This is a genomic window from Kribbella rubisoli (genome assembly GCF_004217145.1).
Classification (GTDB): Bacteria; Actinomycetota; Actinomycetes; order Propionibacteriales; family Kribbellaceae; genus Kribbella; species Kribbella rubisoli.
The window spans coordinates 1,356,384-1,369,604 of the sequence record NZ_SHKR01000011.1; the positions used below are offsets into that span (position 1 = coordinate 1,356,384).

General features: G+C 68.7%; 11 protein-coding genes. 4 read left to right on the forward strand and 7 right to left on the reverse strand.

The annotated features are described in order from the left end of the window. The first annotated feature begins 105 nt into the window (after positions 1-105). On the forward strand, positions 106-3,024 hold the full coding sequence (locus EV645_RS09480) for a helix-turn-helix transcriptional regulator (RefSeq protein WP_130441755.1): 2,919 nt from the start codon (positions 106-108) through the stop codon (positions 3,022-3,024). Here the strand turns inward: EV645_RS09480 and EV645_RS09485 are convergent. The 3 genes from EV645_RS09485 to EV645_RS09495 form a co-directional block, all read right to left on the reverse strand. Then, positions 3,021-3,236 carry a hypothetical protein gene (locus EV645_RS09485; RefSeq protein WP_130441757.1) on the reverse strand — a complete coding sequence of 72 codons (216 nt, stop codon included), beginning with the start codon at positions 3,234-3,236 and terminating at the stop codon, positions 3,021-3,023. The genes EV645_RS09480 and EV645_RS09485 overlap by 4 nt on opposite strands. Before the next feature lie 174 nt (positions 3,237-3,410). Further along, the gene (locus tag EV645_RS09490) at positions 3,411-4,766 is read right to left on the reverse strand and encodes a serine hydrolase domain-containing protein (RefSeq protein WP_130441759.1); all 1,356 of its coding nucleotides are present in this window, start codon (positions 4,764-4,766) and stop codon (positions 3,411-3,413) included. A 30-nt stretch (positions 4,767-4,796) separates the two neighbouring features. Beyond that, on the reverse strand, positions 4,797-5,804 hold the full coding sequence (locus tag EV645_RS09495) for a dipeptidase (RefSeq protein ID WP_130441761.1): 1,008 nt from the start codon (positions 5,802-5,804) through the stop codon (positions 4,797-4,799). 22 nt (positions 5,805-5,826) lie between these two features. Here EV645_RS09495 and EV645_RS09500 point away from each other — a divergent pair, with 22 nt between their 5' ends. Beyond that, positions 5,827-6,726 carry an ornithine cyclodeaminase family protein gene (locus EV645_RS09500; protein ID WP_130441763.1) on the forward strand — a complete coding sequence of 300 codons (900 nt, stop codon included), beginning with the start codon at positions 5,827-5,829 and terminating at the stop codon, positions 6,724-6,726. Positions 6,727-6,818: 92 nt separating this feature from the next. Here EV645_RS09500 and EV645_RS09505 read toward each other — a convergent pair whose 3' ends face one another. Together EV645_RS09505 and EV645_RS09510 are read right to left on the reverse strand one after the other, a co-directional pair. Then, positions 6,819-7,175 carry an NADH-quinone oxidoreductase subunit A gene (locus EV645_RS09505; RefSeq protein ID WP_130441765.1) on the reverse strand — a complete coding sequence of 119 codons (357 nt, stop codon included), beginning with the start codon at positions 7,173-7,175 and terminating at the stop codon, positions 6,819-6,821. A gap of 10 nt (positions 7,176-7,185) precedes the next feature. Next, positions 7,186-7,938, reverse strand: a complete 753-nt coding sequence (locus EV645_RS09510) for a hypothetical protein (RefSeq protein WP_130441767.1) — start codon at positions 7,936-7,938, stop codon at positions 7,186-7,188. A 269-nt stretch (positions 7,939-8,207) separates the two neighbouring features. On the opposite strand from EV645_RS09510, the gene EV645_RS09515 reads away from it, so the two are divergent. Together EV645_RS09515 and EV645_RS09520 are read left to right on the forward strand one after the other, a co-directional pair. Continuing rightward, complete coding sequence (locus EV645_RS09515; protein ID WP_242000297.1) at positions 8,208-10,202, forward strand: 2-oxoacid:acceptor oxidoreductase subunit alpha; 1,995 nt, start codon at positions 8,208-8,210, stop codon at positions 10,200-10,202. Then, the gene (locus tag EV645_RS09520) at positions 10,199-11,278 is read left to right on the forward strand and encodes a 2-oxoacid:ferredoxin oxidoreductase subunit beta (protein ID WP_198681527.1); all 1,080 of its coding nucleotides are present in this window, start codon (positions 10,199-10,201) and stop codon (positions 11,276-11,278) included. The genes EV645_RS09515 and EV645_RS09520 overlap by 4 nt, the downstream gene beginning before the upstream one ends. Here the strand turns inward: EV645_RS09520 and EV645_RS09525 are convergent. Together EV645_RS09525 and EV645_RS09530 are read right to left on the reverse strand one after the other, a co-directional pair. Beyond that, positions 11,275-12,018, reverse strand: a complete 744-nt coding sequence (locus tag EV645_RS09525) for an alpha/beta fold hydrolase (RefSeq protein ID WP_130441769.1) — start codon at positions 12,016-12,018, stop codon at positions 11,275-11,277. The two genes, EV645_RS09520 and EV645_RS09525, sit on opposite strands and share 4 nt — an antisense overlap. A 7-nt stretch (positions 12,019-12,025) precedes the next feature. After that, complete coding sequence (locus EV645_RS09530; RefSeq protein ID WP_198681528.1) at positions 12,026-13,174, reverse strand: serine hydrolase domain-containing protein; 1,149 nt, start codon at positions 13,172-13,174, stop codon at positions 12,026-12,028. Positions 13,175-13,221 lie beyond the last annotated feature (47 nt).

The following is a 13,221-nucleotide window of genomic DNA, read 5'->3' on the forward strand; positions in this document are numbered from 1 at the left end:
ACGATCAGGGACGGCGTTCTTTTTCCCGCGAAAACCCAGGCTGACAGCAGAACCGGGGCTCAGCGGACGGGATGCCGTCGATTTGTGTCGGCTCCAGGGGCGAAGATGGACGACGTGCCCTGGAATTCGACACCTCTCGTCGGCCGCTCGTCCGAGATGGCGGCCCTGCTGAGCGCCGTGGACGACGCGAAAACGCGTCGCGCCGGCGCCGTACTGCTGTCCGGTGATGCCGGCGTCGGCAAGACCCGGATGCTGGACGAGGTGGCGACCGGTGCGCACGAGCGAGGTTTCGGCGTACTGGTCGGGCACTGCACCGACTTCGGCGATGCCGGCCTGCCGTACCAGCCGTTCTCCGAGATCTTCGGCCGTCTGGCCGGCGACCGTCCCGACCTCGTCGAGAGCGTGCTGACCAACTTCCCGGCGATCAGCCGTCTGCTCCCGGCCCACCGCCTGCTCAGCGCCCAGCCCGCGCCGCAGGAGGGCCAGCTCGACCGCGCCGCCCTGTTCGACGCCGTCCTCGGCGCGTTCACCGCACTGTCCACCAGTGAGCCGATCCTGGTGATCATCGAGGACGCCCACTGGGCCGACGACTCGACCCGGGACCTGATCGGTTTCCTGATCACCCGACTGACCTCGCAGCGCCTGGCGCTCGTCGTTTCGTACCGCAGCGACGACCTGCACCGTCGCCACCCGCTCCGCCGGCCGATCGCCGAGTGGTCCCGCAACCCTCGGGTGCGCCGGGTCAACCTGCTCCCGCTCGACGCCGACGAGTCCCGCACTCTCCTCAACTCGCTGCTCACCGAGCCCCTGTCCCCGATCGAGGAGCGTCGCATCCTCGAGCGTGCCGGCGGCAACGCGTTCTTCACCGAGGAGTTGGCCGCCGCGGCCTCGATGGGTGACGGCGACACCGTGCCGCCCGATCTCGCCGACCTGCTCCTGGTCCGCCTCGACCCGGTATCGGACGACGCCCGGCAGGTCGCCCGCGTGATCGCCGTGGCCGGTCGTCGCGTCCCGCACGATCTCCTCACCGCTGTCGCCAAGCTGCCGGATCGCGAGCTCGACGACGCCCTGCGTGAGCTGATCGACGCGCACATCATCGACGTACCGACTAACGATCGGTACTACTTCCGCCACGCCCTACTGGCCGAAGCGGTGTACGACGACCTCCTGCCAGGCGAGCGTGTCCGCGAACACGCGGCGTACGTACAAGCACTCGAAGACAAGACCGTCGCAGGTACGGCGGCTGAGCTGGCGGGGCATGCAACTCGATCGCACGACCTGGCCACTGCGTTCGACGCCCGCGTCCGAGCCGGCCAGGAAGCGCTCTCGGTCGCCGCGCCGCAGGAGGCGTTGAAGCACTACGAGATGGCGCTCGAGCTGTTCCCGAATGCCGCGCCGACGAGCACGGTCGACAAGACCTGGCTGATCGTCGACACGGCGACAGCCGCAACGCTGTCCTCACAGCATCTGCGCGCGCTCAAGCTGCTCCGGAAGGCGCTGGCCGATCTGCCGGCCGACGCACCGAAGCTGCAGCGCGCCGAGCTTCTCCTGCCGCTGGCCGATATCGCGCTGATCATCGACCAGGACAAAGAGGCCAGCGAGGCGATCTCGCAGGCGCTGAAGTTGGTCCACGACGAGCCGTCCAGTGTGTTCAAGGCGCAGGTCGCCTCGCTGTACGCGCGGGTGTCCGACGCGCTGGGCCGGCCGATGGAGGCCGAGCGCTGGGCGCATCGGGCGCTCGAGATCGCCCGCGAGGCTGGCCAGGAGTCCGCGGCCAGCGACGCGGGCATCACGCTCGCCCAGCTCCGCCGACGGGCCGGCGATCCGGAGACGGCCGCAAAGCAGCTGGAGGAGGCCGCCGTTCGCGCACAGCTCACCGGCGATCCCGCGGCCGAAGTGCGGAGCCGGTTCTTGCTCGGGTCGACGCACTACGAGCAGGGCGACCTGCTGAATGCGAAGGCTGCCTTGTCGTTCGCGGCGAAACGGGCCGGTGAGCTCGGGCGGCAGTGGGCGGCGTACGGGTTCGACGCGCGGCGGATGCTCGCGCTGACGCAGTTCATGCTCGGCGAGTGGGACGAAGCGACCGTGACCGCCCGCACCGACTCGATGACGCCTGCGGCGGCCGCGGCGGCGCTGCGGGCGGTGGAGTTCTCGGTGCGGAGCGGGCGGGGTGACACCGCGGTCGCCGAGGAGTTCGAGCTGTCCCGGAAGTGGTGGGATCTCGACATCATGCTGCCGCTCATCGGGCTCCAGCCGGCCGTCGAGGCGTACCTGCAGCTGGATCAGCCGGCCGAGGCGGAGAAGCTGATCGCCGACGTGTCCGCACTGTGCGCCGACCTGTTCCAGACCGAGTGGTTCTTCGCCCGGATCCGGTTCTCGGCGTTGGGCCTGCAGTTGCTGTGCCACCGCGCCGTCGGCGAGCCGTCAGCTGCCGCCGAGCTGGTGGCGCGCGGCGCGGAGCTGGTTGCGCTCGGGCAGGCGACGGCCGAGAAGGGTCTGCCACCCGGACGGTTGATGGGCGTCGAGGGACTCGCCTGGCTGGCGCGGCTGGAGTCGGAGTGGGATCGACTGCGGTGGCTGGCCGGGGTCGACGCGCCGACGCCGCAGGAGCACGTCTCCGCTTGGGAGCGGACCACGGACGCCTTCGGGTACGGGTACGTCTACGAGCAGGCGTGGTCGCGGGTCCGGTTGTCGGCGGCGCTGCGGGCCGCGGGCCGGGTCGCCGAGGCAAACGAGCAGACGGCGCTGGCCGCCGAGGTCGGCCGCGAGCTCCGGGCGAAGCCGCTGATCGCCGAGACCGGTGGCGGTGAGACGGCCGGCGCGAGTGCGCTGACGTCGCGGGAGACCGAAGTACTGCGGTTGCTTGCCGAGGGCCGCACCAACCGGCAGCTGGCGCGCGAGCTGTACATCAGCGAGAAGACCGTCAGCGTGCACGTGTCGAACATCCTCGCCAAGCTCGGCGTCCGCTCGCGGACCGAGGCCGCGGCGGTCGCCCGTCGTGACGGCCTGCTGGACGCCGACTAGCCGTGTTTGCGGTGGCGATCCGGCTCGGGGTGCGCGTGCCGTGCGCGAGCCCGGGCCAAGTCGTCAGCTGTGACCGGCGGCGTGAAGAGGATAGGCCGGTTCAGATCGGTGATGTCGTCGAAGACTTTACGGGCGTGCCGCATCCGCGCCGCGGCCAATAGCACCAGCCCGGCCGCAGCGAGTGCAATCACTACCCACAGTTGCCACGACATAGCCTCACCGTCCGGTATTCGCCCCGTACCCCCGTGTAATCACGATAGCCCCGAACCCACCAGTTGGCGACCGTTCGTACGCATACCGTTAGACAAGCCGATTCAAACTCACGTTTGTTGCCGATCGCAATCACAAACGGTGATCAGGCAACGAGTTGGGATTCGGCGCGACAACTACTTTCCGTCACCGCGCGGGGAGAGCCGGCCGCCCCGGAACAGATACGTCGCGCGACCGTCGACCGGTTCACTGAACGCCATCACCTCGTGCATTCCGTGCTCCGGCTCGGCCGCGATCAGCCGCGACCCGTCGAGCGGTACCAGCCGGGAGCGCTCCGGCTCGGGCAGCAGCAGTTTCGCCTCGTCGCTCAGCGGCTCGTCCAGCAGCCAGAACTCGCCGTCCTCCACGCCGACCGTTGCCCGGAACAACACCCCGTCGTACCGTCCGACGACGAGTTCAGGGGCGATCTCGGCCGGCTCCGCGGGTGGGACCAGCCGTGCCGGTAGTTCGATCCCGGCCGTCTCGCGCAGGACGTGACCCATCAGTTCGTCGTACAGCGCCGAGACCCTGCCGCCGTTGGTGAGCAGGGCGACGGCCACGTTCCGATCCGGGACCAGCCGGAAGAACGCGGACTGCCCGACCGTGCCGCCGTCGTGCCCGAAGTACGGGCCGTGTTCGCTGTCAAAGATCATCCAGCCGAGGCCGAGCTGGTGCAGATCGCCGCCGGTCGGGGGTACGTCGACCTGGGCCTGCCAGAGTCGATCGATCGTCGCCCGGTCGAGCAATGTCGCGTCGAGGAACGCCCGGCCGAAGGTGATCAGGTCGCTCGCGCTCATCGCCAGCAGCGATCCGGCCGGCGCCATCCCGTGGACCAGGCTCCAGACCGGTGCGACCTCGGGCGGCGCGCCCGGCTTCGGCGAGACATGACCGACCGCAGCCCGATAGAGGAGCGCCTCGTCCGGAATCGTGGCGACGTGCCCGAGCTCCAGCGGTACGGCGATGTGCTCGCGGATCAGCTCGTGGAACGGCTTCCCGCGCAGCACCTCCGCGATCCGGCCGAGGACGACGAATCCGGCGTTGTTGTACGAGTACCCGGCGCCGAGCGGGACCTCCTGTGCCAGGCCCGGCACGACGTCGCGGACGAACAGCTCGACGCCGTCGTCACCGCGCGACGTCGGGATGAACGCATCACCGGAGAAGCCGCTCGTGTGGGTCAGCAGGTGCCGCGGGGTGACCGCCGCCGCGGTGGCCTCGTCGGTGAGCTTGAAGTCCGGTAGGTAGTCGCGGACCGGGCGGTCGAGGTCGACCTTGCCTTCCCCCACGAGCTGCATGATCAGCGTCGTCGTCCACAGCTTGGTGATCGAGCCGACCTGGAAGACCGAGTCCACTGTTGCATCGACCCCGGTGTTCCGGTTCAGGACGCCGGCCGCCGCCGTACTCAGCTTGCCGTCCGCGAACACCGCGATCGACGCGGCGGGTACGTCGTGCTTGGCGATCAACCCGGTCAGGTTCTCGTCGAGCCACTGCTGCATGAAGCGCTCCTTACAGAAGGCGGATGGGGCTCAGCCGAGGACGCGGACCAGGTTCTCGCCGAGGACCTTGCGGATCGTTGCTTCGGGCAAATCTCGGCGTACCAAGGCGTCCGTGACGAGGGGCATGCCGGCGGGACCCTCGAGGCCGGGGATGTACAGCTCGGCGTCGAGGCCCTGGATGATCACCGGTCGGTCGCAGGCGGGGATCTTCTCGCCGAAGACCTCTGCGACGAAGTCGCTGCCCAGGCCGACGTGGTCCTCGCCGGCGATGTCGAGGATGTGCAGGATGTGGTCGGCCAGGTGTTCGACGGTCGGCTTCTCGGCGGTGGTGAGGAAGCCGGCGAAGAAGTTCACGCAGACCACACCGCCGGTCGCGGCCATCCCGCGGAGCTGCTCGTCGGTCAGGTTGCGGTGGTGGTCACGCAGCGCGAACGCGCTCGAGTGCGACGCGACGACGGGCTTGGTCGCCAGTTCGAGGATGTGCTCGACCCCGGCGCGGCCGACGTGCGAGACATCGACCAGTACGCCGAGCTCCTCGAGCAGCCCGACCGCCTCGACGCCGGCATGCGTCAACCGGCCGCCGGTCGCGTCCTCGCCGGAGCCGTCGCCGAGCGCGCTGCGGCCGAAGTGGGTGAACGAGGCCATCCGCACGCCGAGCCGGTGCAGCGTCTGCAGGAGTTCGACGTCGGTATCGATCTGCGGGCAGCCCTCGAGTGCGAGCACCAGCGCGATCTTGCCCGCGGCGGTGGCGGTCTCGACGTCGCCGGGCGCCGTACACAACGCGACCTCGTCGGAGTTCGCCGCCGCGATCCGGTGTGCGGCCTCGATCATCCGCAGAGTCTCGCGGAGCGCGCCTTCGGGCAGGAACTCCGAGTCGATGAACACCGGCAGCACCTGTACGTCGATCCCGCCGTCGCGCAGCTGCGGTATCCACCGCTCCCGGAAGTACGCCGACCAGACGTCCTTCGGCCGCCGCGCCACCAGCATCAAGAGGTCGTTGTGTCCGTCAGCGACGATCGCGTCGCGGTGCAGATCCATCGGCCCAGAATATGCTCGCCGGGTGAAGGTGCTTTCTGCTGAGGATGTTCGCCGGCTGGTTCCGATGAGTACGGCGGTCGACGCGGTGCGGGACGCGTTCCGCGAGCTGGCGGCCGGGAACTTCGTGCTGCCGCCGCGGCAGATCTTCGGCGACGGGACGGTGCTCGTGATGTCGGCGTACCACACGCCGACCGGGACCGCGGTGGTGAAGAAGATCGGGATCGCGCTCGACCAGGTCCCCGCGATCCGCGCGACCGTGATCTGGACCGGGAGCGGTGAACAGCTGGTCGCCGACGGCGGCTCGATCACCACCTTGCGCACCGGCGCCGTCGTCGGCGTCGCGACCGACCTGCTCGCTCACGCGAACGCGTCCCGGCTGGCGCTGATCGGGACGGGCGCGCAGGCGCCCGACCAGGTTCGCGCGGTTCTCGCCGTACGACGCATTGCCGACGTCACCGTCACCGGGCGCTCGGCCGACCGCGCCGCCGCCCTCGCCCGGCAACTGGGCGACGAGTTCCCCGACGTGAAGTTCACCGCCGGCACGAACATCGACGAGGCGATCGCCGTCACCGACATCATCTGCTGCGCCACGTCCTCGACCACCCCGCTCTTCTCCGTCGACGCACTTCCGGACACGGTTCATGTCAACGCCATCGGCGCCTTCCGCCCCACCATGCGCGAACTCCCCCGCGACCTCCTCGCCACCGCATCCACAGTCCTGGTCGACCAACGCGAAGCCGCCCTCGAAGAGTCCGGCGAAATCATGGACGCCGTCACCTCCGGCGTCCTGTCCGAAGGAGACCTGGTCGAGCTCGGCGCCGCTCTCTCCACCCCGCCAACCCCACAAGGCCGCACGGTCTTCAAGTCCGTCGGAGTCGGCGCGCAGGACTGGGCGATCGCAGCAGCCCTCGCCCGGAGCTAGCGGATCTCCAGGCCATCACAATCCGCCTCTCGCGGGCAGCTTGAGCGTGGCCGCAGGCCAGGCCGTCGATTGTGATGGCCTGGGGATCCGCGTCAGGTCCAGCGGAGGACGCCCTTGCGGTAGGCGTAGAGGAGGCCGACGGCGACGAACGCCAGGAAGATGAACATCTCGATCAGGGTGGCGTAGCCGAGAGTGCTGAAGATGGTGGCCCAGGGGAAGAGGTAGATCGCGTCTACGGCGAAGATCACGTAGAGGTAGGCGAACAGGTAGTAGCGGATGTGGACCTGGGCCCAGCCCTCGCCGACCGGGTCTACGCCGGACTCGTAGGTCTTGAGTTTGTTCTCGGTCGGATAAGTGACAGTGAGCGCCTTGTTCAACGCGAACGCGCCGATCAGCCCGACCAGGCCAAGGGCGACCACCGCGGCGACGACGCCATAGCTGTCCGACACAGGCAGCAGCTTAGTTCGTGCAGAGCAGCAGTGAGTCGATCGAAACGTACGGGCCGTATCCGGACCGGATGTCCGCGACCTGCAGCCGGAGTCGGGTCACGCCGGAGATGTCGTAGTTCAGCCAGGTCTCGGTCTCCTGCTGCATGCGGATCGAGGTCATCGCCGTCGTCCCGTTGTGCAGCGACACCCGCACGAGCCCGTCGGTCAGGTTCCCGAGCCAGTTCCGCACGTAGCGGCAACCGGTCGAGTCCACCTCGCCCCAGACGTACCCGCCCTGGTTCGCCAGCAGATCGGCCTCGGCCCGCCGCGGCCCTTCGTTCGGCGGTACGACGGTGAACTGCGGCTGGCCGGCCCCACCCGCAGCGACCAGCCCCTTCTTGAACATCCCGCGCCACACGTAGTGCTTGAAGCTGATCATCGGTGAGACCACCGCGGCGTACGGCGCCTGCGCACCCACCGCGATCCGGTAGGTCCGAACTGACCCGGGCTGGACCGTGGTGATCGTCACGCTGCTGCCGGACGAGTACCCGTGCGCGACCTCCTGCCACCGCTTCAACGACGGGATCCACTGGTGCAACGGGATCCGCGTGCCGGCTGCGGGCGCCGGCGTCAACGTCCCGACAACCGTGATCACACCCTTGGTCGCGTCCGTCGTCCGAATGCTCGCGATCTTCGCCGTCCGCGTCGGCGCCGCAACAGCCGCGATCGGGGCCGCACACCCCACGACGAGCAACGTCAGCAGTCCGGCTAGCACACGACGCATGAAGACAACTCCTCGAAGTCACAGCTTGATGACGACACCCTGCCGGTTCTCACTTCGGATCGCAAGCGAGCCGCTGCGGAGTGTGACACTGGGAGATTTCGCCTCTACCTGACCCAACGACCCGTTAACACCGCGTCCCAGGCTGTGGACCACCGGGGCTTCCGCATGGTTCTGTTCTAAGGGCGAACTAATATTGGGGTTATCGCCCTGACGGGGGGATCGGCCTGTTGCCCACAAGGCGGCCGGACGACCCAAGCTTCGACTTGGAGATGAAAAGAACAGTGACCATCGAGGTCAAGCAGCTCGACCGCGTGGTGATCCGCTTCGCCGGCGATTCCGGTGACGGGATGCAGCTCACGGGGGACAGGTTCACAGCGGAAACGGCGTCGTTCGGCAATGACCTGTCGACGTTGCCCAACTTCCCAGCCGAGATCCGCGCACCAGCCGGAACCCTGCCGGGAGTGTCGTCCTTCCAGCTCCACTTCGCCGACCACGACATCCTCACGCCGGGCGACGCGCCCGACGTGCTGATTGCTATGAACCCGGCAGCGCTGAAGGCGAACCTCAAGGACGTCCCCCGCGGCGCGACGCTGATCGTCGACACCGCGGACTTCACCGCCCGCAACCTGAAGCGGATCGGGTACGACGAGAACCCGCTGGAGACCGGCGAGCTCGACGCGTACCACGTGGTCCCGCTCAACCTGACGGGCATGACGGTGGAGTCGGTCAAGGAGTTCGGGCTGACCCGCAAGGACGCGTCGCGGGCGAAGAACATGTACGCGCTCGGCCTGGTGTCCTGGTTGTTCCAGCGGCCGGTCGAGTCGACGATCACATTCCTGCAGACGAAGTTCGCGGGCAAACCGGACATCCGGGACGCGAACATCGCGGCCTTCCGCGCGGGCTACAACTTCGGTGAGACCGCCGAGGAGTTCTCGGTCCGCTACGAAGTGAAGCCGGCCAGCATGGCCACCGGCACGTACCGGAACATCTCCGGCAACCTCGCGCTGGCGTACGGCCTGGTGGCCGGTGCCCAGCGAGCCGGCTTGCCGCTGGTCCTCGGTGCGTACCCGATCACCCCGGCGTCCGACGTACTGCACGAGCTGTCGAAGCTCAAGCGGTTCAACGTCACCACGGTCCAGGCCGAGGACGAGATCGCCGGTATCGGCGCGGCGCTGGGTGCATCGTTCGGCGGCGCGCTCGGCGTGACCACGTCGTCCGGCCCGGGTATCAGCCTGAAGTCCGAGACGATCGGCCTCGGCGTGATGCTCGAGCTGCCGCTGGTCGTCTGCGACATCCAGCGCGCCGGTCCCTCGACCGGTATGCCGACCAAGACCGAGCAGGCCGACCTGCTGCAGGTGATGTTCGGCCGCAACGGCGAGGCCCCGCTGCCGGTGCTCGCGGCCCAGTCCCCCGCGGACTGCTTCGCGATCGCGGTCGAGGCGGCCCGGATCGCGATCACCTACCGCACCCCGGTGATCGTGCTGTCCGACGGCTACCTGGCCAACGGTTCCGAGCCGTGGAAGATCCCGGTGGTCGCGGACCTGCCGACGATCGACCCGAACTTCACCGTCGAGCCGAATGCGACCGACGACAAGGGCCAGCCGACGTACCTCCCCTACCTGCGCGACCCGGAGACCCTGGCCCGTGCCTGGGCCGTCCCGGGTACGGCGGGTCTGGATCACCGGATCGGTGGTCTGGAGAAGGAGGACAAGACCGGCAACATCTCGTACGACCCAGCCAATCACGACCTGATGATCCGCACCCGACAGGCCAAGGTCGACGGCGTCGACGTCCCGCCGATCGAGGTGGACGACCCCGACGGTACGGCGAAGGTGCTGGTGCTCGGCTGGGGTTCGACGTACGGCCCGATCGGCGCCGGTGTCCGCCGGGTTCGCGCGGTCGGCGGGAAGATCGCCCAGGCCCACCTGCGGCACCTGAACCCGTTCCCGTCGAACCTCGGCGACGTGTTGAGGTCCTACGAGAAGGTCCTGGTTCCGGAGATGAACCTCGGACAGCTCGCGATGCTGCTGCGGGCGAAGTACCTGGTCGACGTCGTCTCCTACGCACAGGTCCGCGGTATGCCGCTCGGCGCCGCGGAGCTGGCCGAGGTGATCGGCAACCTGGTCGAGGAGACCGAGGGCATCGACGACGACGCCCGTCACCTCGGTTCGGCCGCCGCCGGTCTGAAGCACGGCGAAGCGCTGCACGCCGAGGCCAACGGCCGGCCGAAGGGGCAACTGCACGAATCGGAGGGAGCACGATGAGCACGGTCGACCTCGGCCTGCCGAGTCTGCCCGGTGGCCTGCGCGGCGTACCGGCCGCGACCGAGCCGCAGAACCGCAAGGAATACGTGTCGGACCAGGAGGTCCGCTGGTGCCCGGGCTGCGGCGACTACGCCGTACTCGCGGCCTTCCAGGGGTTCCTGCCCGAGCTCGGGATCAAGCGCGAGAACGTCGCGATGGTCTCCGGGATCGGCTGCTCGTCGCGGTTCCCGTATTACCTGTCGACGTACGGCATGCACTCGATCCACGGGCGTGCGCCGGCGATCGCGACCGGGCTCGCGGTGGCGCGGCCCGACCTCAGCGTCTGGGTCGTCACCGGTGACGGCGACGCGTTGTCGATCGGCGGCAACCACCTGATCCACACGCTGCGGCGCAACGTGAACCTGAAGATCCTGCTGTTCAACAACCGGATCTACGGTCTGACCAAGGGTCAGTACTCGCCGACCTCGGAGCCGGGCAAGGTGACGAAGTCGACGCCGATGGGCTCGGTGGACAACCCGTTCAACCCGGTCTCGCTGGCGCTCGGTGCCGAGGCGACGTTCGTGGCCCGGACCGTCGACTCCGACCGCAAGCACCTGACGTCGGTACTGCGCGCCGCCGCCGAGCACCGCGGTACGGCGTTCGTCGAGATCTACCAGAACTGCCCGATCTTCAACGACAACGCGTTCGAGGCGTTCAAGGACCCGGAGACCCGGGACGACGCGATCATCCCGCTCGTCCACGGCGAGCCGATCCGCTTCGGCAAGGACGGACATCTCGGCGTGGTGCGGGACGGGTTCGCGTCCCTCGCCGTACGGGAGGTCGCGGAGCTGCCCGGCGGCGAGGCGGATCTCGTCGTCCACGACGCGCACACGGAGGACCCGGCGTACGCGTTCGCGCTGTCACGGCTGACCGATGCGGGCGTGCTCCACCAGGCCCCGATCGGCGTGTTCCGCTCGGTCGACCGCCCGGCGTACGACGACCTGGTCCGTCAGCAGATCACCACCGCCCAGGAAACCCAGGGCACCGGCGACCTCCAGGCCCTCGTCACCGGCGCCGACACCTGGACGATCAACTAGTCGAGGAATTCCCGGACGGCTTGCTCGAAGCCGTTCGGGGCCTCGATCCATGGGTAGTGCCCGACACCGTCGAGCACTACCCGTTCTGCGTTGGGCAGCGCTTTGAGCAGGCTGTCGGTCACGTGCGGCGGCCGTAGATCCTCCGCACCGTGCACGAGGAGCGTCGGTACGACGACCTTGGCGCAAGCGCTCGCCCGATCTGTCAGCGTCGTCAGCTCCGCTCGCAGTGCATCCGCACAGACCTGGTTGGGCTCGAACCACGGCGTGTTCAGCCTCCGGGCCAGGTCCAGGGCTGTCGCCCGATCGGCGAGGTTCACGGAGATCTGCGCGATCCACGGATCAGGTTCCGTAGTACCAGCGAGACGCTCGGCGACGCGCGCGCGGTAGTCGGCCGGCGGACCGTCGAGGCCGACCGATGAGACGAGCACCAACCGGGACACGGCCTCCGGATGTGCTTGAGCAAACTCCAGTGCGAGCGAGGCTCCCCAGGAATGCCCGATCACAATGCACGGATCGGGGCCGCACACAGTGGCCAGGTCGGCGACGTAGCGGGCGAGGGTGTACGGGCCGCGACGGTCCGAGCGGCCGCAGCCTCGTTGGTCCCATCTGTGCAGCGTGAACCCGGGCAGCGACAGGTCGTGGAACACGTCCCACCAGCCAGGACCGCCGTGGACCAGGACAACGCGTGGGCCGTGCCCGGTGACGTGGGTCCACAGGTAGCAGCCGTCGTCGGTGATCACCTGCGGGTCAGTCCAGCGCGCCGTACACGGCAGCCCGGAGTTCGCGGCGGATCGGGTATCTGGCGGAGGGGACGAGTTGGGTGAGGAAGACGACGACGAGCTCGTCGGCCGGTGAGACGAAGAACGCCGTCGACGCCTTGCCGCCCCAGAAATACTCGCCGGGCGTCCCGATGGTCTGCGCGACGATCGGGTCGAGCAGCACTCCGAAGCCGAGCCCGAACCCCTGCCCCGCCCGCTTGGTCTCACCGCCGAAGTCCGCGAACGCGGCGAGATCCTGACCACCGGGCAGATGGTTGGCGGTCATGAACCGCAAGGTCCTGGGCCCGATGATCCGCGTCCCGTCGAGCGAACCGCCGCCGGCGAGCATCCGGGCGAACCGCAGGTAGTCGTTCGCTGTCGACACCAGTCCGGCGACCCCGGAGAGGAACGTTCGCGGCCCGATGTAGGGGCTGGTCCGCGGATCATCGGTCAGCTGGAAGCCGCCGTCGTCGTACCCGTAGCACGCCGCGAACCGGGAGATGCTTGCCTCGGGCACCGAAAAGCCGGTGTCGGTCATGCCGAGCGGTTCGAAGATCCGGGTCCGCAGGTACGCGTCCAGCGGTTGCCCGCCGATCACCTCGCACAGCAGGCCGACGAGATCGGTGGAGACCCCGTAGATCCAGCGCGTCCCGGGGTCCGCCTGCAACGGCAGGCCGGCCAGCCGGCCCGGCAACTCCGACAGCGGTGCGTCCGAGTCCATCCCGGTCAGCCCGGCCTCCTGATGGAGCAGGCTGACCGGATGGTTGCCGTTCGACGCGGCGAGTCCGGACGTGTGCATCAGCAGATCCCGCACGCTCATCTCGCGGGTCGACTCGCGGAGCGCGCCGTCGTCGTACACCTTCGGCCGGCCGAGCTCCGGCAGGTACTTCGCCACCGGATCGTCGAGCTGGAAGCGTCCCTCCTCGTAGAGCTGCATCAGCCCGAGGCTCACGATCGGCTTGGTCATCGAGTAGATCCGGAAGATCGTGTCCGCGGTCATCGGCAGCTCGCGCTCGACGTCGCGACGCCCGTACACATCGAACAGCAGGACCTCGTCGCGGTGCGCGACCGCGGTGACCGTGCCCGGGAAGCGGCCGTCGTCGACGTACCGCCGGACCAGCGCCGTCACGTTCTGCACCGCGACCTCCTGTAATGATTGCTTCAGAGAGTCGGATATCTGTCGCA